We start from the raw sequence: 23,924 nt of genomic DNA, 5'->3' as shown, positions 1-23,924 counted from the left end.
GTTTACGACAAGGCGGCGAGAATGGGCAGACGGCGGGGGAATTATCAGAATAGCGCCGCCGCTGGCGATCGGCGGCGGCGGGGTCAGGCTCAGCGGCGGTTGCGCACCAGCTGGTAACGGCGGGTCAGATACTCTACCGGCGCACTCCAGATATGCACCAGGCGGCAGAACGGGAACAGCACGAACAGCGTCATGCCCAGCACCATGTGCAGTTTGAAGATAATCGCCACCCCTTCCAGGTGCGCGGAAGCGCCGGCGTGGAACGTCACCACCGCCTGCGCCCAGGCCACCAGCTTCATCATTTCGCTGCCGTCCATATGCTGGGCGGAGAACGGAATGGTCAGCAGGCCGAGGCACACCTGCACCACCAGCAACGTCAGGATCATGATGTCGGCGAAGCTGCTGGTGGCGCGCACCCGCGGGTTGGTCAACCGGCGCTTCAGCAGCAGCGCGCCGCCGATCAGCGTCATCAGGCCGCAGGCGCCGCCGGCGATCATCGCCAGCTTCTGCTTCACGTCGATCGGCAGGAAGGCCTCATACATCCAGTGCGGCGTCAGCATGCCGAGGAAGTGGCCTGCGAAGATGCCGATAATGCCGATGTGAAACAGGTTGGACGCCAGCCGCATGCCCTTTTTATCCAGCATCTGGCTGGAGCCGGCGCGCCAGCTGTACTGCCCGTAGTCGTAACGCAACCAGCTGCCAATCAGGAATACCGCGCCGGCCAGATAAGGGTAAATATCGAAGAAGAACTGATTCAAAAATTGCATGATTAGCGTCCTTTGGTTCCGGTTAACGCATCCGTCAGATCCAGATACTGTGGCGCTACCGCGCCGGCGAAGCGCCGCTGGTGCGCCGTCTGCTGGGCGGAGGCGCAGCCCTGTTCGCCGAGAAACTTGACCTGCTCCTCTTCCCACACCGCATCCAGCGCCTGCGGCGTATCGTCACGCGCCTCTTGCGCCACCTGGGTTTCCAGCGTCTGGGCCTGCACCTCGCTGCCGGACAGCAATAGCAGCAGATCGAACAGCACCGCATACGGGCTTTCGCGCTGTTGCAGGCGCGCGCCCAGCAGCGCCAGGATCGGCGCGATGTCCTGCAGCCCTTCCCGCGCCTGCGCCGCGCTGCGGCTGGCCAGATACTCCAGGTACAGCGGCAGGAAATCCGGCAGCTCGCGGCTGTCGATCTCCAGCCCGGCGGCACGGTACTGCGCCATCAGATCGACCATCGCCTGGCCGCGATCGCGCGACTCGCCGTGCACGTGCTCAAACAGCAGCAGCGAGGTGGCGCGGCCGCGATCGAACAGCTCGCAATAGTCGGCCTGCGCGTCCAGCAGCGGGCGGGCGCACAGGCGGCGGATAAACAGAATCAGCTGCGCGCTGTGGTGCAGATCCAGCTCGCTGGCCGGCTCCAGCGCCTCAATCAGCGCTTGCTGATGGTCAAACAGGACCTGCTCCGGGTAATCCAGCAGGCGGGCGATCACTTTCAGGCTGATCATGAGGCGTCCTCCGGCCGCGCGGTTTTCGCGGTCACGTCGATGGCGTCGATGCGGCGGCTGTTGAACAGGTTGAACTTGCCATCGCTGCCGTGGCAGCCGTCGCCGAAGCTGAAACCGCAGCCTTTGCTTTCCGGGAAGGCTTCGCGCGCCAGCTCGCGGTGGCTCGACGGCACCACGAAGCGATCTTCATAGTTGGCGATCGCCAGGTAGCGATACATCTCCTGCGCCTGCGCTTCGCTCAACCCGACCTGCTCCAGCGCGCTGGTGTCCACCACGCCGTCGACGGTTTCCGCCCGCTTGTAGTGGCGCATCGCCAGCATGCGCTTCAGCGCCAGCAGCACCGGCTCGGTATCGCCGGCGGTCAGCAGGTTCGCCAGATACTGCACCGGAATGCGCAGGCTCTCGACGTCCGGCAGCACGCCGCTGTGCGCCAGCTCGCCGGCGTCGGCGGCGGACTGAATCGGCGACAACGGCGGCACGTACCAGACCATCGGCAGAGTGCGGTATTCCGGGTGCAGCGGCAGCGCCAGCTTCCAGTCCATCGCCATTTTGTACACCGGCGACTGCTGGGCGGCTTCAATGACCCCCTGCGGCACGCCGTCCGCCAGCGCCTGAGCAATCACCTTCGGGTCATGCGGATCGAGGAAGATGTCGAGCTGGCTCTGATACAGATCCTTGTCGTTCTCCACCGCCGCCGCCTGCTCGATGCGGTCGGCATCGTACAGCAGCACGCCGAGGTAGCGAATGCGGCCCACGCAGGTCTCCGAACAGACCGTCGGCTGCCCGGCTTCGATGCGCGGGTAGCAGAAGATGCACTTCTCGGACTTGCCGCTCTTCCAGTTGAAGTAGATTTTCTTGTACGGACAGCCGGTCAGGCACATGCGCCAGCCGCGGCACTTGTCCTGGTCGATCAGCACAATACCGTCTTCGCCGCGCTTGTAGATCGCCCCGCTCGGGCAGGTGGCGACGCAGGCCGGGTTGAGGCAGTGCTCGCACAGGCGCGGCAGGTACATCATGAAGGTGTTTTCGAACTGGCCGTACATCGCCTTCTGCAGGTTAACGAAATTCTTGTCCTGCGAGCGTTTTTCGAACTCCCCGCCGAGGATCTCCTCCCAATTCGGGCCGCTTTCGATCTTGTTCATGCGCTGGCCGGTGATCAGCGAGCGCGGGCGGGCCACCGGCTGGTGCTTGCCCTGTTTGGCGGTGTGCAGATGCTGGTAGTCGTAATCGAACGGCTCGTAGTAGTCGTCCAGCGCCGGCACGTCCGGGTTGGCGAAGATTTTCGCCAGTACGCCGACGCGGTTGCCCATGCGCGGTTCCAGCTTGCCGTTGATTTTACGGATCCAGCCGCCCTTCCATTTTTCCTGATCTTCCCAGGCGTGCGGATACCCGACGCCGGGCTTGCTTTCCACGTTATTGAACCAGGCGTATTCCATACCTTCACGGCTGGTCCAGACGTTCTTGCAGGTGACCGAACAGGTGTGGCAACCGATGCACTTGTCCAGATTCAGCACCATGCCGACTTGCGAACGAATTTTCATTTGCTGTTCTCCTGCTGACTGCCCTGCGCGTAGTCGTTGCCTTCGTCGTCCAACCAATCAATGCGGTTCATCTTGCGCACCACCACGAACTCGTCGCGGTTGGAGCCGACGGTGCCGTAGTAGTTGAAGCCGTAGGCCAGCTGCGCATAGCCGCCGATCATGTGGGTCGGCTTCGGACAGGCGCGCGTCACCGAGTTGTGGATGCCGCCGCGCTGGCTGGTGATCTCCGAGCCCGGCAGGTTCACGATGCGCTCCTGCGCGTGGTACATCATGGTCATGCCGGCCGGGATACGCTGGCTGACCACCGCGCGCGCCGTCAGCGCGCCGTTGGCGTTGAAGGCCTCGATCCAGTCGTTGTCCGCAATGCCCAGATCTTTGGCGTCGTCTTCGCTCAGCCAGACGATCGGGCCGCCGCGCGACAGCGTCAGCATCAACAGGTTGTCGCTGTAGGTGGAGTGAATGCCCCACTTCTGGTGCGGCGTCAGGAAGTTCAGCGCCTTCTCCTTGTTGCCGTTCGGTTTGCTGTTGAGCAACGGCTGCGCGGCGCGGGTGTCGATCGGCGGCCGGTATACCAGCAGGCTTTCACCGAAGGCGCGCATCCACTCGTGATCCTGATACAGCTGTTGACGGCCGCTGAGGGTGCGCCACGGGATCAGCTCGTGCACGTTGGTGTAGCAGGCGTTGTAGGATACGTGTTCGTCCTCCAGACCGGACCAGGTCGGGCTGGAGATGATTTTGCGCGGCTGCGCCTGAATGTCGCGGAAGCGAATTTTCTCGTCTTCCTTGTTCAGCGCCAGATGGCGGTGATCGCGGCCGGTGACGTTGCTCAGGGCCTCCCAGGCTTTTACCGCCACCTGGCCGTTGGTTTCCGGCGCCAGCGACAGGATCACTTCCGCCGCGTCTATCGCGCTCTCGATCTTCGGCCGCCCCGCCGCCGGGCCGTCGGCCTTGACGTAGTTAAGCTGCTTGAGGAATTCAACCTCGGTTTGGGTGTTCCAGCTGATGCCCTTGCCGCCGTTGCCCAGTTTGTCCAGCAGCGGCCCCAGCGAGGTGAAGCGCTCGTAGGTGGCCGGGTAATCGCGCTCCACCGCGATGATGTGCGGCGCGGTTTTGCCGGGGATCAGATCGCATTCGCCTTTCTTCCAGTCCTGCACGCCGTAAGGCTGCGCCAGTTCGGCGGCGGAATCGTGCTGGATAGGCAGGGTCACCACGTCGGTTTCCTGGCCCAGATGGCCAACGCACACCTCGGAGAAGGCCTTGGCGATACCCTTGTAGATCTCCCAGTCGCTCTTCGAATCCCAGGCCGGATCGACCGCCGCCGACAGCGGATGGATGAACGGGTGCATGTCGGAGGTGTTCATGTCGTCTTTTTCATACCAGGTGGCGGTCGGCAGCACCACGTCGGAGTACAGGCAGGTGCTCGACATGCGGAAATCGAGCGTCACCACCAAATCCAGCTTGCCTTCGCCGCCCTGCTCGCGCCATTCCACTTCCTGCGGCTTCACGCCGCCCTGCTGGCCGAGATCTTTCCCCTGAATGCCGTTTTCGGTGCCCAACAGGTATTTGAGCATGTACTCATGGCCCTTGCCGGAGGAGCCCAGCAGGTTGGAGCGCCAGACGAAAAGGTTGCGCGGGAAGTTCTGCGGATTGTCCGGCTGCTCGGCGGCGAAGCCCAGCGAGCCATTTTTCAGGCTGTCGACGGTGAACTCGACCGGCGACTGACCGGCCGCGCGGGCCTGCTCCGCCAGGCGCAGCGGGTTGGTGCTCAGCTGCGGCGCCGACGGCAGCCAGCCCATGCGCTCGGCGCGCACGTTGAAGTCGATCAGGCTGCCGCCGAAGCGCGATTTGTCCGCCAGCGGCGACAGCAGCTCGTCGGTGCCGACGGTTTCATAGCGCCATTGGCTGGAATGGTTGTAGAAGAACGAAGTGCTGTTCATGTGGCGCGGCGGACGCTGCCAGTCGAGGCCAAACGCCAGCGGCAGCCAGCCGGTTTGCGGCCGCAGTTTTTCCTGGCCGACGTAGTGCGCCCAGCCGCCGCCGCTCTGGCCGACGCAACCGCAGAAGATCAGCATATTGATCAGGCCGCGGTAGGTCATGTCCATGTGATACCAGTGGTTGACGCCGGCGCCGACGATGATCATCGAACGGCCGTGGGTCTTCTCGGCGTTTTCCGCGAACTCGCGGGCAATGCGGATGATGTTGTGGCGCGACACGCCGGTGATCTGTTCGGCCCAGGCCGGGCTGTAGGCCTTGACCTCGTCATAGTCGGCGGCGCAGTTGGCGTCGCCCAGCCCGCGCTCGAGGCCGTAGTTGGCAAGCGTCAGGTCGTACACGCTGGTCACCAGCGCTTCGCTGCCGTCCGCCAGCTGCAGGCGTTTCACCGGCAGTTTGTGCAGCAGGATCTCGTCCAGCGCCACGCTGTTGAAATGCTCGCTGTCGGCGCCGCCGAAGTACGGGAAGCCCACCTCGGCAACGTCGTCATGCATGCCCAACAGGCTGAGCTGCAGCTCGACTTCCTGTTGCGACTTGCCCTCGCGCTGTTCCAGGTTCCACTTGCCCTTCTCGCCCCAGCGGAAGCCGATGGAGCCCTGCGGCGCCACCAGATCGCCGCTGCGGCTGTCGATAGCGACGGTTTTCCACTCGGGGTTGTTTTCCTGGCCCAGTCCGTCCACCAAATCGGCGGCGCGCAGCAGGCGGCCGGCGGCGTAATGGCCGCCTTCACGCGCTTCCAGCAGCACCAGCATCGGCATGTCGGTATAGCGGCGCACGTAGTCGCGGAAGTAGCCGACTTCGCGATCGAGATGGAACTCTTTCAGCATTACGTGGCCCATCGCCAGCGCCATCGCGCTGTCGGTGCCCTGCTTCGGATTCAACCAGTGGTCGCACAGCTTGGCGACTTCGGCATAGTCCGGCGTCACCGCCACGGTTTTGGTGCCCTTGTAACGCACTTCGGTAAAGAAGTGGGCGTCCGGGGTGCGCGTCTGCGGCACGTTGGAGCCCCAGGCGATAATGTAGGAGGAGTTGTACCAGTCGGCGGATTCCGGCACGTCGGTCTGCTCGCCCCAGGTCATCGGCGAGGCCGGCGGCAGATCGCAATACCAGTCGTAGAAGCTCAGGCAGGCGCCGCCGATCAGCGACAGGTAGCGGGCGCCGGCGGCGTAGGACACCATCGACATCGCCGGGATCGGCGAGAAGCCGATGATACGATCCGGGCCAAAGGTTTTGGCGGTATAGACGTTGGCGGCGGCGATCAGTTCATTGACCTCCTGCCAGCTGGAGCGGACGAAACCGCCGCGGCCGCGCGCCACCTTGTAGCTTTTGGCTTTTTCCGCATCGCCGACGATAGAGCCCCAGGCCGCGACCGGATCGCTGTGCTGCGCTTTCGCCTCGCGCCACAGCTTGAGCAGACGCTTGCGCATCAGCGGGTATTTCAGCCGGTTGGCGCTGTACAGGTACCAGGAGTAGCTGGCGCCGCGCGGGCAGCCGCGCGGTTCATGGTTGGGCAGATCGGGGCGGGTGCGCGGGTAGTCGGTTTGCTGGGTTTCCCAGGTCACCAGGCCATTCTTCACGTAGATCTTCCAACTGCAGGAACCGGTGCAGTTCACGCCGTGGGTGGAACGCACCACTTTGTCGTGCTGCCAACGGCTGCGGTAGCCGTCTTCCCAGTCGCGGTTGGTGTTCAAGGTCTGGCCGTGATCGCCAGAAAAAGGCTCCGCCAACTGCTTGAAATAGCGGAAACGGTCTAAAAATTTGCTCATCCGGAATGCTCCTGAAGGCTCTTGTCGTTATAAGAAGACATGCTCAATCTGCCGCCAGCCTACTGACGGCCAACCGGCGGCAAATTGATTGCGATCAAGAGAAAGCGGGAGGCGATACACGCGCCGAGTGAGAAATACCACCAAAGTATAGGTGCGACAAACGAGATTAATATGTTGAATTTAAATGAATAAATCAGGAGTGGAAGACAGAGACTGACGGGCGAGAGGCAAGATGGGGTATTTGGGGGTAGGACGCGGGAGAAACCTCCCGCGTAACGCTAACTCGACGCTTTCAGCGTTGGAGCCACAGCGTCGCGGTGCCCACGGCGGGCAACGCCAGCTGGATCTCCGCCCCCCCTTCCTGCTGCCGCCAGCCCGCCGGAAGGCGCAATCGGGTGCTTCCCTCTCGATAGTAAGGGTTGGCTACCAGCAGCAAGGCGCGATCGCCCAGAACAAACATCCGCGCCGGCATTTGAGGGTTGCTTCCCGCCAGCGGCGTCGATTTTCCCGTCAGCAGATAAGGGGTGAAGGCGGCGATTTGCTGCGACACGGCGGCCACACCGCGCCAGGTGGCGTCAAACTCCCGTTGGTCGAAGCGGCCGGTTTTGCGCTTGTAAAACAGATCGGTATAAGAATAAAACAACAGCCCCTTGGCGCCGCCGATCAGCGCCTGCCAGGCCTGATTGCGGATTTCCGCCTCTGACGGCGGATGTGGCTTGCGGCGGGCGTCATAAGCGGCATGATCCATGATTTGCATCACCACCCAGGCCCCGCGCGCCTGGCGGGCGGCCTGCACCGTCAGTTCGGTATAACGCGTGGTGCGCGTCAGATCGCGATCGTTCCCCACCGGGTAAGGGTCGGTCGCCAAAATGTCGCTGCTGTTGAAGTGAGCGTCCAACTCCCCGGTTTTGTTCAACACCTGGAAGGTAGGATGATCGCCGTCAAGCCGCTTTATTTGCAGGTTTTTTTCCTCGATCTTATCGAGATATTCCGGCCCCAGCTCATCGTTGATGTACCAGGCGAGCAGGTTGGGCTGAGAGCGCAAGCGCTGCACGTACCAGGCCGTCAGCGCCGCATAATCGCCGCCGCGCACGGCCGGCGCGAAGCGGCTGCCGCGGTACTGATCTTTGACAGAGTAAATGACCAGCAGCCCGCGCTGGCGTGCGTTGCGGAAAAAGGCGTAAGGGTCTTTCTTCTCCCCATAATCATAATTCAGCACCGTGTTGAATCCCGCCGATGCGATGCGCGCCAAATGCTCATCGGTCGCGACGTTGGCGTAAATGCCCAACGGGAAAAGCCGTTGACCGTCGCGCAGGGTAAAGCCTTCGCTGTCGATCGCCACTTTGGCCGCAGGCTGCCCGACGCGAAAAGACAGCTCGCTGTCCGGTGCCGGCCGGGATTGCTGCCCGGTGACCTGCTGACGCAGGCGGTATTCGCCCTGGGCCAGGCCGGCCGGCAGTGGGTATTCGATACGGCGCTGCCCTTCAACCTGATAACGGTCGCGGCTACGGTGAACAACCTGCCCCTCGGCATTGAGCAATTCGCTGTCGACTTGCAAACGCTGCGGCTGCGAAGTGACGACCAGCGTGTCGACCTTCCCCTGTGCCGACGCGCCGAGCTGATACAACGCGGGCGTAGGCGCTCGAGCACACGCATAGGCGTCGTCAAACCAGGCGGTACCGGTGCTCCCCTTGCGCAGATAAACGCCAAACGTGATTCGCGCCGCCTGCGGCGGCACGGTATAGCTGGCGTTCACCTGCCGCCAGCCGCTGTCGCCGGTCACCCCAGCCGGATAGCTGCCTTCCAGAAAGCGCCCCTGCGCATCAAAGCTCTGCAGATAAACCCCGGCGCCGCCGTCGCGGCTTTGCCCGCGTACGCCGCGGGTCTTGAGCCAGACGCCAAAATCGATCGTCTGTCCGGGCGCAACCTGCAGCGCCTGGTTGAAGGTGCGGTACTGCGCGGCATCTGCATTGTCATAGCGCAGACTGCCATTGCCGCTGTGCGTATCGCCGTCGGCCTGCGCGCCCTGCGCTCGCCAGCCGCCGAGCCCCTGCTCAAAGCCGGGGTTGGCCAACAGATTGGGTTGGCAGCTCTGCGCCAGAGCCGAAGCGCCCCACAAGGCGCAACAGCCCAGAACCACCCTCTGATACATCCCCCTCATGGTCATTTCCTTTTCACCACGGCATTGAACAGATAGGTGGCGAACAGATAGCAGGATTTCTGATAAGACAGCCCCAAATGCTGACGGTAAATCCGCCATTGCCAGTCCGCGGCGCGGATTTTGTTGCCCGACAGCGAATGGGTAGACAATCGATAACAGGCCAGCGGTTCGGGAATGCAGTAGGCCAGGCCGTTACGCGCCTTCTGCAGCACCGCCAGCCACATCAAATAGTCCTCATGGCCCACTTTTTGCTGATACACCTTACCGATGCGCTTCTGGTTGTAGATGCCGGTGAGATTGCCGATCCAGTTGCTTTTCAACATGTCCTGATAGCCGATAAGCTCTTCCGCGCCACGGGTATTTTTGATCAATTTCAGGTCGTCTTCGAAGGTGTAGTAATGGGAACACACCACGTCGTAGCGGCGGGTTTGCAAAATGCTCGCCTGGCGCGACAGCTTGTTGGGGAGCCATACGTCATCGCTGTCGCAGAAGGCGATATAGTCGCCGTTCGCCGCCTCAATGCCGATGTTGCGCGTTTCCGCCACGCCCTGATTATGCTCATTGCGTATATAGGTGAGGCGATCGTGGATAAACGGCCGCACCACCTCGGCAGTATCGTCGGTGGACGCATCATCGATCACATACAGGTGATAATCGGTAAATCGCTGGTTCAGCACGCCTAGAATCGACTCTTTGATAGAGTTCGCGGCATTGTAGGCCGGCATGATTACGGATATCTTTTCCATTTTGTCCTCACTCGGTGAGCTGTTGCCACTGGGGATAAATACGTTCGGGAGAAAAACGGCGAGACTTCTCTAACGCGGCGACAGAAAAGTGCTCGCGCAAACCCGGATCGAGCATCAGTTTGATCACCCCTTCGCTGAAGGCGGCGGCGTCGTCATCGGGCACCAGATAGCCGTTGACGCCGTCGTCTATCAACTCGGCCGGGCCGGTCTTGCAGTCGTAGGCCACCAACGGCAGGCCGAAACTCATGGCTTCGATCAACACCATCGGCAATCCCTCATAGCGAGAGGTCATCAAATACAGGCTGGCCTGGCGATAATAGTCCGCCACGTCGGCGGTGGCCGGCAGCAGACTCACCTGCCGCGCCAGCCCGGCGTCTTCAATCTGCCGCCGCAGCGCATCGCGCTCCGGGCCGTCGCCAATAATCAGCAGCCGCCAATCCGGCACCTGCGCCGCCACCCCTCGCCACAGCGCGATCAGACGATCGAAGCCCTTCTGATTGCTCAAGCGCCCCACCGCCAGCGCCACCTTTTGCTGCAGCGCCGGCGTTGGCGCCTGTGCGCGGAACGGCGAAACGTTCTCGATCACCCGACATTTCCCGGCCCCCACCCAGCGAGCGATGGCGTCGCTATCTTGCCGCGTCAGGAAAATCACGCGATCGCTCAGCCGGTAAACCAGCAACTTCAGCCACTTAAATACGCGCGGATACTGGTGAAAGCTGACGTGCTCACTCAACAGCAGCCGGCTGCGGGCACAGAACAAACGCAGGAAAGGCGTCATCACCACCGACAGTTTCCCCATGGAAACGGTAATGATCACGTCCGCGCGTTCACGCCGCAGCGCGAACGCCAGCCGCCACGGCCAGAACAGCGAATCGCCACCGCCGCAGCGCAACCGGACGTCGCTCGCCAGCGGAAAGAAGCTCCGCTCGCCAAACAGCGAAAACACCGCGACCTCGTAACCCGGCAAACGCGCCAGCGCATTGGCCAAACCGCTGGCGACCCGTTCAGTACCGCCCTTGCCCGCCATATTTTCGATAACGATGATTATCTTGCGTGGTTGCATGTCATCTCCTGAATCCCTGGCGCACGTTGCGCAGCAGCCGGCCGCCAACCGAGAACAACCCCAACCGCGCCAGACAATCGCCATACCATTTGATCATCTTGAACTTGCCGCTCAGGCTGTGCCGCACGATGCGCGACGAGTAATAATTGAACGCCTGGGCGTTTTCCGAATACAGCGAGGCCAGCAGATGCTTACAGGCGAATCCGCTGATATGGCGATCGCTGGGGCTGAGGAAGGTATTGATAAAGCGGTCGCTGGCCTCCAGATTAAGCTTCGCCGTCATGCGCCCGTAGCGCCCCACGTCGAGAAACACCCCGCCGCCGGCGTCATGCGCCACTTGCGCGCCCAAATTGGTGGCGTTGACCAGAAAGCCCCAATCCTGATGCTTGTTGAGAAACTCGGGAAATAAAAAGCGGCGATCGCTTTTTTTACGCATGCTGATGGTGGATGACCGAATATCGCCCATTTCCAGAAAAAGAAAATCTTCGCCGGAAGAACCGGATTTGTAGTGGAAGTTGAAGTCGCGTACCGAATCGCCGCTCACCTCCGCATAGTTGCCGAAGATAATATCAATCTGGCGATCTTCATGCTTCTTCATGCGGCGAATAATATAGTTGGTTGTGAAGTAATCATCGGAGTCGAGGAAAAACACGATCTCCGATTGCGCTAACTTGGTGCCTAAGTTGCGCGATACCGCCGCATTGCTCTTCTGTTTTTTCTCATGCAGCATCACATTGCTATTGGTCGCCGCTATCTGGCGGATAGATTTGATGTCATCCTCGTCAGAGCAATCATCAACCAAAATCACCTGATAGTCGAACCCTTGGCAAGCGTTGAAAATTCGCTTCAGCGTTTTAGGCAGGTAGCGCGAACTATTATAAATAGGGATCACGATAGAGAAATCCATTTCTTAACCCTCCAGCTTAGAATTTATTATTTCTTTTCCACGGCAAAGCAACAATAACGACACGTTAAATACCGGGACCAAAAAATAGGTTTCCGTCAAGGTTGTTAACAGGAAAACCACCACCACCCAGCGCATGAATCGACTCAGCCTGCGCATATTGCCCAACAAGTGAAAATAACAAAAAAGCATGACAACAGAGGCGATGCCACCGGCCGAATAAAACATGGCGATGAAGAAGAAATCGACTGGCTTATACGGCTCTATATTCATGCCGAACAGCGGATTGGGTAGCCCCACCGCCTGAAACATCTGCCAGGAGAACCAGATCCGGCCGGTCAGCGCCTGGTTCAAGAGCACGTCCAATGCCGGATTGTTCCCCCAGCGTATAACGCTGGCGAATTGAAAGCCGACAATGACCAACGTCAGCGCGATGCAGACTTTTCTGTTGGGGGCGACACGCAGCAGCGGCGCCAGCCAAAACAGCAGCAGCATCAACAACGCCAGCATAAAACAGGTGCGAGAATAGGAATACATCAGCACCGGGAGAATTAACGCCGATACCGCCAACGAAGCGATATTTTTCATTCCACGCGTTAATTTCGCATGGTCGATCAGGCACAGCAGTGTGGCGAACAAGGCAAAAGAATAATACGCCAGGGTATTCGGGTTATCGAACCCCAGCGTTAATCTGTTGCCATAACGTTCATCAAGGTAAACAAACCCATCAGTGTAAAAGGTATAGGGAATAACCACCAGCAACCCTGCCACCACAAAGGTGATGGCAAACATTTCAGCGCCACGCCCCATTTCGATACGACGAAATAAAATTATCACCGCCGTGCTGAATACCGCACCAAACAGATAATCACCATGCCCGGTGGCAATATTCATAAGAAACAGCAGAACCAAAAAACCCGCAACCGCCTTTTCCGCCAGCGTAGCGATAAAAAATGCATAACCGACATAGAGCAACATCAGGCCATTCAGCCCCAGCACGGCTTTATTAATCAGCTCGCTGTTGAACGATCCCGAGGTCAGGAAGGTTTTCACGAAAAACATCAGCAGGAAGGTCAATACGATGGATTGATTGATCAAATCCCGCGACTGATTATAACCGGCATTGGCATGCATTTGAAAATTGGAGGCGACTCTTTGCATAAGCGTTTACTCAGTAAAATAACTGCCCCATTCCTGCTCAATGTTTTTCGGCATCAGCTTGCTTAGCCCCGCACCAGGCGTAAACGTCAACTCACCGAAATACACCTTCTCGCCGACCTGGTAGAAATCCACGCGCACATAAGAGAACTGCTGCGCCGTCTGGCGAGCCAAACGTATCATTTCATCCAGCCGCGTAGGGCGCGGCATCGGTTCGTCGGCATTGGGCAGGCTGATACGGATTTCGGTGCGGTTCCAGTCGACATCAAAAATATCGCGCCGATGGGTGCCGAAACGCTGATAATCCACCTGGATGAACATGCGAATTTCATGATTGTCGTTGAAACAATGAAACTTGATATCGTTCGGCACCTGTTCGCCATCCAGCAACATGCGCTCCACCATGATGCAGGGTTCAATATCCAGATAATGCTTTTCGCGACTCTGCTCATAAAAGTTGCTGCGCATCCACGCGTTGCTGAGATCGTACAACTCTGCGTAGCTAACCTGCCGCTTGTCGAACACCAACCGGTTATAACCGCTGCCGTGGTTGGCCTTCAGCACAAAGGCGTTGGGCAATTGCCTGAACATCTCGTAGCTGAGTTCAGTGCCATGCGCATACAGCTCCACCAGGTACTCCTCACCCCACAGACCGGCGATAAATTCACGTACCTTGAACTTGTCCGACAAGGTGGTGTAGATGCTGCGCGGGTAAATTTTGCGGCGCATGATCTTTTCGCTGAAGCCGGTCGGTTTTGACAGGTGCGGCAGCTTCTTGAAATAGAGCGCGTATTTAACCTGATGGTGCCAGGCATCGGGCAGGCGCTTGGAAATGTTTTTAACCAGGATGTTTAACATGCTCTCTCCTTAATTTGCTGACAAGACGCGGCAGGCAGTAAAAACAGGTCAGCTGCAGTCGGGTAATTTTTCCGCCACGGAATAAACTGTTCAGCACGAAGAATGAAATGAATTCCGCCAGCAGCGTAGACACCGCCGCGCCGATCAGGCCATAGCGCGGGATCAGCAGCAGATTCATCACCACGTTCGCCACAGCCACCAACGGCATCTTGATGGCAATAAAGCGATAGCCGGCGAACAGCACGATGCTGCGGTACGAAACCGTCCCCATGACCGAAAACAGCGAGGTCAGCGTACAAATAGCCAGGATGCTGGCGGCCGGTTGGAAAGCGGCGCCGTACAGCAGCGCAATGGCCGGGTGGGCGAACCACCACAGGCCCAGCAACACCGGCAACGACAGGCCCAGGACCACCAGATAAAGCACCCGGATACGGTACTCCTGCTCCAACGGATCGCGGCAGCTGGCAATGCCCGGCATCAACGAGGTGATCAGCGCCATCGGCACGAAAACCCAGCCTTGGCTAAGGGTGGTGGCGGCGCTGAACCAGCCTACCGCCTGCTCGCCGACCAGATTGCCCAGCATGATTTGATCGATGCGGGTATAGATCACTATCGACAGGCTGGAGATGGCCAACGGCAGCCCCACCTTTAGCAAGTAACGGCCGTAGCGCCTGGCCTGGCGCGGCGTAACCCGCGGCGAGGCCGCAGCTTCCCCACGGAATAACCAGAGGCGCACCAGGTAAGGCACGGCGCTGCTGAGGATGTAGGGTACCGCGAACCACACCAGCGGCAGCGCGGCGCTCACCAGCGCCAGCCGCAGCCCGATCGACAGCAGCAGCGCCAGGTTGTTGATCAGCGTATTGCGTTTCGACTGCAGGCGGGCATCGTAATAAATCTTGTACACGTCCTGAATCGAGAAATAGGCGCTGACAAGCAGCAACAGCGTCATCAGTTGGCTGGCGGGCGTTTGGCTGAAATAGCTCCATATCAGTATCGGCAGCGCCACCACCAGGAACAGCCGGCGGCGCAGGCGTATTGACGCCAGCATCAGGCGAATGCCGCTCGGCTGTCGGCGGGCGACGCGGTTGAAAATGATGCTGTCGGCGCCCAACTGCACCAGTGGCACCACGATGGCGATCGTCGCCAACAGATAGTTGAGCGCGCCAAACTGCGCGGGCCCCAGATAGCGCGCAACGTAAATGGAGACGAAGATGCCGGACAGGCTGAGCGAAACGCGTTCGAGCATCAGCCACAGGGCATTGGTGATAATGGCCTTCACCCGCTTACTCCCCTGCCTGCGGTCGTTCTTCCCGATGGCTTGGGTAGGCGAAGTTGTAATAGCTCATGTCGGTTGCCGCCTTCTTCACCATGCCGTTGAGGATCACGCCCTTGATCGTCACCCCATTCTGTTCGAAGCGGCGCATGCTGGTTTCGATCTGCTTGACGGTATTCACCTCAAAGCGCACCACCAGCAGCGAGGTGCCCGCGTGATTGCCGACGATCGCCGCGTCCGTCACCGCCAGAATCGGCGGCGTGTCGATCAGCACCAGATCGTAGTTTTGCCCGGCCCAGCGCAGAAAATCGGCGAAACGGCGGTGCATCAGCAGTTCGGACGGGTTCGGCGGCACCTGGCCGCGCGGCACGAAGTCCAGGTTGGCGATGGCGGTTTTCCGCACCGCCTGTTCCGCCGTCACGTTGCCCACCAGCATGTCGGACAGGCCCTGATGCCCATCATCCGCCAACCAGCGGTGCAGGAAGCCTTTGCGCATATCGGCGTCGATCAACAGCACCCGCTGCCCGGCCTGCGCCACCACCACCGCCAGGTTGGTGCTGGTAAAGCTCTTGCCGCTTTCCGGGCTGGCGCCGGAGACCATCAGAATGTTGTTTTTGGCCTCCATCATGGCGAAATGCAGGCTGGTGCGCAGGCTGCGGATCGCTTCCACCGACAGATCCGTCGGTTCGGCCACCGCCAGGATCGGCAAGCGCCGGCCGCCGGATTTGGGCAGCAAATGGCGCTGCTCGCGGTTGCGCTTGACCTGCCACGGCGACAGCGGCACGGTAGCGTAGACGTTGATGCCCCGCTTCTCCAGGGTATCGATATCATTGATGCCGCGATGGAAAGCCGCGCGCAGCAGCACCACCGAGGCGGCGCCTCCCGCCCCCAGCAGCAGCGCCAACAAGACGATCAGCATCTTCTGCGGCTTAATCGGCCGGATAGCGGTTTCCGCTTCGTCGATGATGCGAACGTTGCCCACCGTGCCGGCCTTGCTGATGCTCAGCTCCTGCTGCTTGTTCATCAGCTGCATGTAAACCTGCTGATCCACCTGCACGTCGCGGGTGAGGCGCAGGATCTCCTGCTGCATTTTCGGCAGCGTCTGCACCTGTTTACCCAGCCGCGCCTTTTCCGCCTCCAGCGTGGCGCGCTTTTCCAGCAGCGCCCGGTAAGCCGGGTGCGCGCGGGTATAGAGCTTGGAGATCTCCGCTTCCTTGAAGGTCAGCTCATTGAGCTGGGCTTCGAGCTGCACCTGAGTATCCAGCACCGATTTGGCTTCCAGCGACAGATCCACCGAGTCGTTTTGCTGGCGGAACTGATTGAGCTGGGTTTCGGCATTGTTCAACGAGGTTTGCGTTTGCGGCAATTGCTCTTGCAGGAACGCCAGCATGCGCTGCGCCTCTTCCGTTTTGCGGTCCACGTTCTGTTGCAGGTAGTTGTCGGTGATGTTCTTCAGCATCGCCTCGGCGCTCTGCGGATCTTCGCTCGGCAGCGTAAAGGCCATGATGCCGCTGTCCTTGCCGCCCGGTACCACGTCCAGGTATTTGCGCAGATCGTCCACCGCTTCTTGACGCGCGACTTTGACCACGGTAAAGCTGGCGCCCGGCGCCGCGTCCAGCGCCGAGACGGTCATGTTCCAACCGCCCTGCGCCACCGGCTGCCCGACCACGCCGCTGAACAGTTTGTCGCCGTCATGGCTCAATTCGTAATGCTGCCCGTCGCGCACCGTCAGCGTCAGCGCTTCGCCCTGCATGTCCGCCGGCGTCGTCAGCGTGGTGATGTTCAGCACCGGCGGCTTTTCACCGCTCAACCGGGCAAGGCCTTTACCGAACACCGGGAAATAGTCCGGGCTGACGCGCACCGTCAGGCCGAGGGCGTCCACCGTTTTGCCGAGCACGTAGCGTGACTTGGCCAGCGTCACCTCATCCTGCGTCGCCGAGCTTTGCCCCATCGTGCTGTCCAGCGTTTCACGCAGCAGCGAATCGCCGGACAGCTGCTTCTCCACCTGCACCACCGCCGTGGCCTGATATACCGGGGTGGCCAACAGGGCGTAGGCGACGCCCAGCACGCCGGCCAAACCGGTCACGACGGCGATCCGCCAACGGTTATCCCACAGCGGCCCGATCAGCCGCTCCCACTCCAGCTTTTCATCTTGTTCGGCCACCATCACGGACAGCGCATTGTTTTTCATCTTCTGTTCCTTATTCACCCTGCGGAGTTACCAGTTGCGCACGCGCAAGGTAGCCTCGCTGAGATCGTTAAAGCTGCTGATGGTCGGCACCAGCTGGCTGATCAAACGGTTCCAGCGCGCGATCGGCGCCGCAGTGACGTACACGACGTCGTAAGGTTGCAGCTGAAATTCAGCGCCCATCGCCAGCGCGCTGGCGTCGGAGAGATCGAACTGATACAGCGTCGCCAGCCGCTGCGGCGTTTTACCGCCGCTCGGCCGGATCACGAACACCCCGGTCGCATCCGCCACCGTCTGGCTGATCCCTTCGGAAGATCCGAGGGCTTCGGTCAGGGTCATGCCGCTGCGATCCATCTTCAGCGTCGCTTGCTTGCCCACCTCGCCCATCACGAACACTTTCAATTCGTCATTGCGCGGGATGTAGAGGATGTCGCCCGGCTGCAGCAGCGCGTTCTGGCTGATGTCGCCACGCTGCATCAGCGCCTGCAGCGAAATAGCCCGCTCTTTGCCCTGATGGGTCAGCACCACGTTGCGCCAGTCGGCGTTGTCCGTCAGGCCGCCGGCGGCGTTGATCGCGTCCAGAATGGTCAACGGCACGTTGGTGATCGCCTGTTGGCCGGAGGTTTTCACTTCGCCGGTCACGTAGGCCTTCTGCGAACGAAAAGCGGCGATGCTGACGTCCACCTGCGGGCTTTCCACGTACTGCGCCAAACGGCCGGCGATCAGGCTGCGCACTTCGGTGACGGTCTTGCCCACCACCGCCACTCGCCCGATATAGGGATAAAAGATCGTGCCATCTGCATGCACCCAGTTGCCGGTATCGCTGGCGCTGCGGTACTGCCCGGCCGGCGTGGTCAACTCGGGGTGATCCCAGACGGTGACGTTCAACACGTCGCCGACGCCGATGCGGTATTGATAGTTCTGCAACCGCTGATCCAGCGCCGGATTCGGCCGGGCGACCGGTTCTACGCGCCGCATTTTCTGCAGCAGCATCGGCGACATGCGGTAAACCTGCACCTGGTCATTCAAATCGAAATCGTCGTCCTGCTGCACGACGATGGCTTTTCCGCTGGTCGGTAAATGTGAGCCGGGGACCACCGTACACCCGCTCAACAACGCGGAGGTGAAGGCCAACGGCATCAAAAGAGGCAAATGAAAATTCATGGAAGTACCGTGATAAGCGGGCTGCTGCCGCAGCCCGTGAGGGGATTAACGGCCGACGGTCGGATTATCGCTGAACACCGTCGCCTGACGCGGTTCGCGCAACATGGCGAAATAACCGCAGAAACAAAACAGAAACGCCACCAGCATCAGGCTTTCCTGCAGCTGCAGCACTTCGCTGCAAATGCCGACGCAGGCCAGCGTCACCGCCAGCATGGTGCTCATCGCCAGCGCCTGGCGCGCATTGAGCCCGCGACGCATCAGAATATGGTGCAAATGATCGCGGCCCGCTTTGAAGGGGCTTTGGCGGCGCAACAGGCGGCGCACCATCACGGTCACCATGTCCATCAGCGGAATGGCGATCAGCCACAGCGCGGTGACCGGGCGCATTACCGCCTGCGGCCCCTGAGTCGCCAGCAACACCAGCCACAGCACGCTGAAGCCGATCACCATGCTGCCGGCGTCCCCCATAAAGATCTTGTTGCGCGCGCCGAACAGGCTCAGGTTGAACAGCAGATAAGCCGCCAGCGCAGCGATCAGGCCCAGGCACCACAGCGCCAGATCTTCCCGGCCGCCCAATCCGAACAGGATGGCCAACGCCACGAAGGTGACGCAGGACAAGGCGCCCAGCTGCCCATCGATGCCATCCACCATGTTGTAGGCGTTGATCGCCCCCCAGACCGCCAGCGGCGTAAGCAGCAGCGCGCCATAACCGAGCATCACTTCCTGATGGCCCCAGACATAGCCCAGCGAGGAAAGCTGCATCCCTGCCGCCAGCATCATCGCCAGCGCGATCCCTCCCTGCACCATGACGCGCGGCGCCACGGGCAGATCAAAGCGGTCATCCAGCACGCCCAACACCACCAGCGCCGTAATGCACAGCAGATAGACGGTGCTGTCGGGCAGCCAGGCGGGTTGCCACAGCGTCATCAGCATCAGCGTCAGGTATATGGCGATGCCGCCGACCAGCGGAATATGTCCCAGATGTTGCTTGCGCGCATTGGGCTTATCCACCAATCCCACCGTCAAGGCGGCCCGGCGGGCAATAAGCACCCAGGCGACCGCCAGCACAAATATCACGCTCAGTTGATATAACATCGTTCCTCCAGCGAATAAGCACGCTACCGCCCTTGAGTTACAGCTCCCAATGCGCTATTAACAAAAACAAAATTGATCCGGCCAGGATATAAGTCAGCATGAGTTAATCCTGAAAAATACAGATTTATCCGCTTGTCGGCGGAAATACGTAAATAACGTCAGCGTGCGGTTAAGTTATCTATCAGAAAACTCATATTTAATGGTTCTTTCGATTGCCGAATCAAGTTCAACCGGCGCCACGAAATTATTTTGCACATTACTTTTAAATTGCGTTCTGGCGCAGAATTTCTGCACTCTGACGCGGCTGATTGGGAATTTTTTACGACTTATTTTACTCACGACATCCAATGCGGTCGCCCCGCATATGCCCACCACATAAGGAATGCGAATCGTCTTATTTTCTCTGCCCAGCGAGGAGGAAATTACGTCGACCAATTGATTCATCGTAAAGTCCGGTTTATCGACGTAGTTGCTGACCTGATAACTTGACTGCTGGTCCAACGCATGTTCCAGCCGCGCGGCAATATTTTCAACGTAAGCCATCGACTTCATATTATTGCCGCTGCCAATCATCACGAATCGGCCGCTGGCGATCTGGCGGAACAGGTTATACACATTGCCCCGGTTGCCTTCACCGAATACCACCGTCGGGCGGATGATGGTCAGTTTGTTTGCGCTATCCGCCTTGCGCCACGCTTCATAAACGTATTCCGCTTCGAGCTTGGACTTGCCGTAATGGTTGAAGGGATCGAAACGTCCCCCTTCATCGGTTTCCTGCTCGACGAACCCGTAAACGGCCACCGAGGAAGTGAAAATGATTTGGCGGATATTCAAGGCGGAGGCGGTCATGCAGACATGGCGTGCGCCTTCGACATTGACCTGATAATAGAGCGAAATAGGATCGACGTTGTCCTGATGCTCCGCCGCCAGATTAATGATGGCGTCACAGCCCGCCAGCGGTTCTTGCAGGGTCTGGGGCTGTGTCACGTCGCCATACTGATAGAGCGCCGGAAAATGTGCGCTGGGTTGCTTGTCAACGATGACCAACGTCAGATCATCGCGCGCACTGAGACGTTTTGCCAGGCGTGTTCCGATAAAACCGGAACCCCCGATAATAGCTACTTTACGCTTATCCATAATTTGTCACTCAGCAGGTTCTCATTATTCCTGTCACCTCGATGGAAACAGGACGCTAATATGCGTTAGGTAATGAGTTCCAGACTGGACAAATCGAACCTGGCTTTCAAATAACAAATAATGAAATAAAAGATTTCATCAAATGTAAAATTATCGCTAAAGATAAAACCTCATTCAGCGCTAATTTTTAACATCGTAAGCAACTTGATATTGCAAGGTTTTGTTCGGCAATATGAGATTAATCCGACCTTTACCCGGCGTAGAAGAAGTCTCATATTTTACCGGCAACTTAAGCTGCCCTTGCTTGGGGTCGACACATTCGATGGTCGCCTGCTCCATGCTCTCGCCCTGGTACAGGCAGAGCAAGGTTTGCGGGCTGTTGGTATGGGGATTATTCAGCGTCAGCGTCAACACCACGCGCGTGTTGTTCTGAATATCATTGATCACCGGTGGACGAGTTTGGTTGCCGAGCACATATGAAAAATGTGAAATAACCAGCAACGAAGCGAATACTGTCAGGTATTTCACTACGCGGCTGGCGGGCATGCTGAAAAAACGCCGCACCGTCGTCGACTTTTTTTCACGCGTGGGTTCGTGGGCTGACTCTACCGTTGCAACAGGCGCAGCCACCAGCGTCGATTTACGCGGCTTATCTATTTTTTCATCGTTTGTTTCAGACGACTCACTTTCATTTTCAGAAAGTTCCGCTTGAATATCAACGCCAATATTTTCATCGCCATTTAATATATCATCATCAGCGTAGCCCTCATCCTCGGATATAAAGTGAAAAGCCGATTGATTTTCCACCTTGTAACCCAAACGGGGAATGGTTCTGATAAGCGTATGTTCCGTGTCGCTAATTTTTTGGCGAATAGATTTAATTGTTTGATTTATCGTTGAATCTGAGCAGTAAGTTCCTTTCCAGATATTTTCTATAATTTCCGTTCGGGTAACCAGCTCTGGCGATCTGGCGACAAGCAGCGAAAGAATTTGATACTCCTTCCAACGCAGACGAAATTTCTCCCCGGCAGGAGTCAGAACATCGAGATTCCTAATCTTTATTCTTTTATCAAGATTCACTTTTAATTTCCTTAGCGTGCCTGTCCTGCACACTTTGTATAGAAATATCAAAAAATGTCAAGAAATTAAATGTAAACTCAACAGGTTGCATTCATCGGATATTGGCCTTTATAAAAATTTTCTGATTTCATTTTTTACATTAGGCCTTATTAAGGATGTTCCGTTTACCCAAATGACTCTTTTTCCCTGCTGGCAACATGGATTTCTTTCATGGCTACCGTAAAATTCAAATGGTCACCTCATTGATTTAAAAAGGAAAAACTAACGGTGTTGTTAGATTGTTAATCGAATAAAATTGTGAAATTTCATTCTTATCCGTGAATTCATTGTGTTTTTCCACCTAATCTGATTGTCAGATAGACTACAAAAAGCCGGAAAAAACAGAATGAGAGTTATCTGATTTAACCCCGTTACACATTCCACTCAGTGCGTGCAGCATCTATGACAAAATCCTATTACTGATTTTATAACAATCGCACTAATTATGCCTTACCGTCCCGGAAATTTCATTTAATCTGCGGAAAGATATTAACGCCTTAATGTAAGAATACTCTCAATAAAACGGAAAAAACGTACAAATAATATAATCCGTTTTGGCGAAAATATTCCCACATTGAGAGATAGTGCTATAAAAAAAGAAAAAAACGGCAAGCGGAGATGAGAATTTTACCTAAAGACAGAAAATTTCACTGAGGAGGCGAGGAGAGATGACTCGGAATGAGCGAAATATCCCTCCCCTGCCGGGAGGGATTGAGAAAGACGTTTGATACTCAGGCTTTTTTCTTGCGGCCATACACCGCCCAGGTGATCACCACGCACAAGATATAGAACACCAGGAATACTTTCATTGCCCCCGCCGGCGAACCGGTCAACGCCAGCGAGGTGCCGAATGCCTGGGGAATGAAGAAGCCGCCGGCGGCCCCGATCGCCGAGATAAAGCCCAATGCGGCGGCGGAGTCCGTCACCGCTTCACGCTGCGCGCTCTCGTCGCTGCCGCCGGCCGCTTTCACGCGATCGACAGTGATTTTACGGAAAATGACGGCGATCATTTGGAAAGTCGACCCGCTGCCCAGCCCCGCAGTGAGGAACAGCACCATAAAGATGCCGTAGAAGGCGATGAACGAACCGCCCTCACCCGCCGTCGGCAAGGTCAGGAACAGCAGCGCGGCGAACACGGCCATCACCACAAAGTTGATCAGCGTCACCCGCACGCCGCCGAAACGGTCAGACAGCGCGCCGCCGACCGGCCGCGCCAGCGCACCGAGGAACGGCCCGAAGAATGCGTAATGCAGGATCACGATGTCCGGGAATTGCGTCTTCGACAGCATCGCGAAACCGGCGGAGAAACCGATGAAAGAACCGAAGGTCGCAAGATACAGCAAACTCAGCATCCACAAATGCCCACGCTTGAGCACCGGCAGTTGCTGGCGCAGCGAGGCCTTGGCCGCCGCCAGATCGTTCATGCCGAACCAAGCCGCCAGGGTGGCAACCAGCAGGAAAGGCACCCAGACCCAGGCGGCGTTTTCCAGCCACAGCTGCCCCCCCTCCGCCTGATTTTGCGCCGTGCCGCCAAACAGGCCGAACAGGCTGAAAGAAATCGCCAGCGGCGCGACCAGCTGCATGACGCTGACGCCCAGATTTCCCAACCCGCCGTTGAGCCCTAACGCGCCGCCCTGGCGCGCTTTCGGGAAGAAGAAGCTGATGTTGGCCATGCTGGAGGCAAAGTTGGCGCCGGCGAAGCCGCACAGCAGGGAAATGATGACGAACACGCTGTACGGCGTGCTGCTGTCTTGCACCGCGAACCCCAGCCACAAGCACGGCACCAGCAGGAAGCAGGTGCTGATGGCGGTCCAGCGACGGCCGCCAAACAGCGGGATCACGAATGAATACGGCACGCGTAAAATAGCGCCCGACACCGACGGCAGCGCCGTCAGGAGGAACAGTTGGTCGGTGGTGAAGTTGAAGCCCACCTTGTTCAGGTTGACCGCGACGGCGCTGAACAGCATCCAGACGCAGAAGGCCAGCAGCAGGCAGGGAATGGAAATCCACAGGTTGCGGGTGGCGATGCGATGGCCACGCTGCTGCCAAAAGGCGCTGTCTTCAGGACGCCAGTCCTGAATCAGCGCACCGGTTTTCTTTGATGAAGGCGTTGCAAGTTGCGACATAAAAACCTCAGACACGGGGGATCATTCTGCACACCCTAGGGGGCGGCCCCGGCGGCAAAGTTGATGTATATCAACCCGAATGCAAGTAGTTGGCGGCATAAATAGCGCCTTCATCCCCTTAGGGGTACGCCCCGAATAAAA

At 58.4% G+C, this 23,924-nt stretch carries 17 protein-coding genes; all 17 read right to left on the bottom strand.

All coding sequences use genetic code 11. From position 1 onward, the window contains the following. Nucleotides 1-89: 89 nt before the first annotated feature. The 17 genes from narI to ABTW55_RS19560 all read right to left on the bottom strand — a co-directional run bounded on the left by narI (nt 90) and on the right by ABTW55_RS19560 (nt 23,783). On the bottom strand, nt 90-767 hold the full coding sequence (gene narI / locus ABTW55_RS19640; RefSeq protein WP_025303199.1) for a respiratory nitrate reductase subunit gamma: 678 nt from the start codon (nt 765-767) through the stop codon (nt 90-92). 2 nt (nt 768-769) lie between these two features. Beyond that, nucleotides 770-1,492 carry a nitrate reductase molybdenum cofactor assembly chaperone gene (narJ, locus tag ABTW55_RS19635; RefSeq protein WP_033647718.1) on the bottom strand — a complete coding sequence of 241 codons (723 nt, stop codon included), beginning with the start codon at nt 1,490-1,492 and terminating at the stop codon, nt 770-772. Beyond that, nucleotides 1,489-3,033, bottom strand: coding sequence for a nitrate reductase subunit beta (gene narH, locus ABTW55_RS19630; RefSeq protein WP_060421453.1), 1,545 nt, complete (start codon nt 3,031-3,033; stop codon nt 1,489-1,491). Before narH ends, narJ begins: the two co-directional genes overlap by 4 nt. Next, nucleotides 3,030-6,791 carry a nitrate reductase subunit alpha gene (locus ABTW55_RS19625; RefSeq protein ID WP_060421455.1) on the bottom strand — a complete coding sequence of 1,254 codons (3,762 nt, stop codon included), beginning with the start codon at nt 6,789-6,791 and terminating at the stop codon, nt 3,030-3,032. Before ABTW55_RS19625 ends, narH begins: the two co-directional genes overlap by 4 nt. 292 nt (nt 6,792-7,083) lie before the next feature. Further along, nucleotides 7,084-8,943, bottom strand: coding sequence for a carbohydrate-binding protein CenC (locus tag ABTW55_RS19620; protein WP_060421458.1), 1,860 nt, complete (start codon nt 8,941-8,943; stop codon nt 7,084-7,086). Nucleotides 8,944-8,954: 11 nt separating this feature from the next. Beyond that, nucleotides 8,955-9,698: a glycosyltransferase family 2 protein gene (locus tag ABTW55_RS19615; RefSeq protein ID WP_033634927.1), complete on the bottom strand. Its 744-nt coding sequence runs from the start codon at nt 9,696-9,698 to the stop codon at nt 8,955-8,957. A gap of 7 nt (nt 9,699-9,705) precedes the next feature. Next, nucleotides 9,706-10,761, bottom strand: coding sequence for a glycosyltransferase family 4 protein (locus ABTW55_RS19610; protein ID WP_033653670.1), 1,056 nt, complete (start codon nt 10,759-10,761; stop codon nt 9,706-9,708). A gap of 1 nt (nt 10,762) precedes the next feature. Beyond that, entirely contained in the window at nt 10,763-11,668 is a 906-nt protein-coding gene (locus ABTW55_RS19605; protein WP_033647723.1) for a glycosyltransferase family A protein, read from the bottom strand. A gap of 3 nt (nt 11,669-11,671) precedes the next feature. After that, nucleotides 11,672-12,826 (bottom strand): hypothetical protein, encoded by a 1,155-nt coding sequence (locus ABTW55_RS19600; protein ID WP_033647724.1) that lies wholly within the window; start codon nt 12,824-12,826, stop codon nt 11,672-11,674. Between the two features lie 6 nt (nt 12,827-12,832). Beyond that, a complete protein-coding gene (locus tag ABTW55_RS19595) occupies nt 12,833-13,681 on the bottom strand; it encodes an ATP-grasp fold amidoligase family protein (protein WP_048321684.1) in 849 nt (282 codons plus the stop codon). After that, the gene (locus tag ABTW55_RS19590; protein ID WP_039565578.1) at nt 13,662-14,960 is read right to left on the bottom strand and encodes a flippase; all 1,299 of its coding nucleotides are present in this window, start codon (nt 14,958-14,960) and stop codon (nt 13,662-13,664) included. The genes ABTW55_RS19595 and ABTW55_RS19590 overlap by 20 nt, the downstream gene beginning before the upstream one ends. Before the next feature lie 4 nt (nt 14,961-14,964). Continuing rightward, complete coding sequence (locus ABTW55_RS19585) at nt 14,965-17,145, bottom strand: polysaccharide biosynthesis tyrosine autokinase (protein WP_033647729.1); 2,181 nt, start codon at nt 17,143-17,145, stop codon at nt 14,965-14,967. 27 nt (nt 17,146-17,172) lie between these two features. Next, a complete protein-coding gene (locus tag ABTW55_RS19580; RefSeq protein ID WP_033647730.1) occupies nt 17,173-18,306 on the bottom strand; it encodes a polysaccharide export protein in 1,134 nt (377 codons plus the stop codon). A 45-nt stretch (nt 18,307-18,351) separates the two neighbouring features. Next, entirely contained in the window at nt 18,352-19,401 is a 1,050-nt protein-coding gene (gene wecA, locus ABTW55_RS19575) for a UDP-N-acetylglucosamine--undecaprenyl-phosphate N-acetylglucosaminephosphotransferase (RefSeq protein WP_060421461.1), read from the bottom strand. Between the two features lie 174 nt (nt 19,402-19,575). Then, entirely contained in the window at nt 19,576-20,538 is a 963-nt protein-coding gene (locus tag ABTW55_RS19570) for an NAD(P)-dependent oxidoreductase (protein ID WP_060421464.1), read from the bottom strand. Between the two features lie 180 nt (nt 20,539-20,718). Beyond that, nucleotides 20,719-21,618, bottom strand: a complete 900-nt coding sequence (locus ABTW55_RS19565) for a helix-turn-helix domain-containing protein (RefSeq protein WP_033647733.1) — start codon at nt 21,616-21,618, stop codon at nt 20,719-20,721. A 770-nt stretch (nt 21,619-22,388) separates the two neighbouring features. Continuing rightward, nucleotides 22,389-23,783, bottom strand: coding sequence for a NarK family nitrate/nitrite MFS transporter (locus ABTW55_RS19560; protein WP_033647734.1), 1,395 nt, complete (start codon nt 23,781-23,783; stop codon nt 22,389-22,391). Nucleotides 23,784-23,924 lie beyond the last annotated feature (141 nt).

The sequence above is a fragment of the Serratia sp. SM04 genome (assembly GCF_040280225.1).
Classification (GTDB): domain Bacteria; phylum Pseudomonadota; class Gammaproteobacteria; order Enterobacterales; family Enterobacteriaceae; genus Serratia; species Serratia sarumanii.
Note: the sequence above shows the minus strand (reverse complement) of the source record. Positions and strands in the feature narration are given on the sequence as shown.

Coding starts and splice junctions, on each gene's coding strand:
- ABTW55_RS19595 (WP_048321684.1), bottom strand. CDS start 13,681: ATGTTAAACATCCTGGTTAAAAACATTTCCAAGCGCCTGCCCGATGCC.
- ABTW55_RS19605 (WP_033647723.1), bottom strand. CDS start 11,668: ATGGATTTCTCTATCGTGATCCCTATTTATAATAGTTCGCGCTACCTG.
- ABTW55_RS19610 (WP_033653670.1), bottom strand. CDS start 10,761: ATGCAACCACGCAAGATAATCATCGTTATCGAAAATATGGCGGGCAAG.
- ABTW55_RS19570 (WP_060421464.1), bottom strand. CDS start 20,538: ATGGATAAGCGTAAAGTAGCTATTATCGGGGGTTCCGGTTTTATCGGA.
- ABTW55_RS19560 (WP_033647734.1), bottom strand. CDS start 23,783: ATGTCGCAACTTGCAACGCCTTCATCAAAGAAAACCGGTGCGCTGATT.
- ABTW55_RS19615 (WP_033634927.1), bottom strand. CDS start 9,698: ATGGAAAAGATATCCGTAATCATGCCGGCCTACAATGCCGCGAACTCT.
- ABTW55_RS19625 (WP_060421455.1), bottom strand. CDS start 6,791: ATGAGCAAATTTTTAGACCGTTTCCGCTATTTCAAGCAGTTGGCGGAG.
- ABTW55_RS19580 (WP_033647730.1), bottom strand. CDS start 18,306: ATGAATTTTCATTTGCCTCTTTTGATGCCGTTGGCCTTCACCTCCGCG.
- ABTW55_RS19585 (WP_033647729.1), bottom strand. CDS start 17,145: ATGAAAAACAATGCGCTGTCCGTGATGGTGGCCGAACAAGATGAAAAG.
- ABTW55_RS19600 (WP_033647724.1), bottom strand. CDS start 12,826: ATGCAAAGAGTCGCCTCCAATTTTCAAATGCATGCCAATGCCGGTTAT.
- ABTW55_RS19620 (WP_060421458.1), bottom strand. CDS start 8,943: ATGTATCAGAGGGTGGTTCTGGGCTGTTGCGCCTTGTGGGGCGCTTCG.
- narI (WP_025303199.1), bottom strand. CDS start 767: ATGCAATTTTTGAATCAGTTCTTCTTCGATATTTACCCTTATCTGGCC.
- narH (WP_060421453.1), bottom strand. CDS start 3,033: ATGAAAATTCGTTCGCAAGTCGGCATGGTGCTGAATCTGGACAAGTGC.
- wecA (WP_060421461.1), bottom strand. CDS start 19,401: ATGTTATATCAACTGAGCGTGATATTTGTGCTGGCGGTCGCCTGGGTG.
- narJ (WP_033647718.1), bottom strand. CDS start 1,492: ATGATCAGCCTGAAAGTGATCGCCCGCCTGCTGGATTACCCGGAGCAG.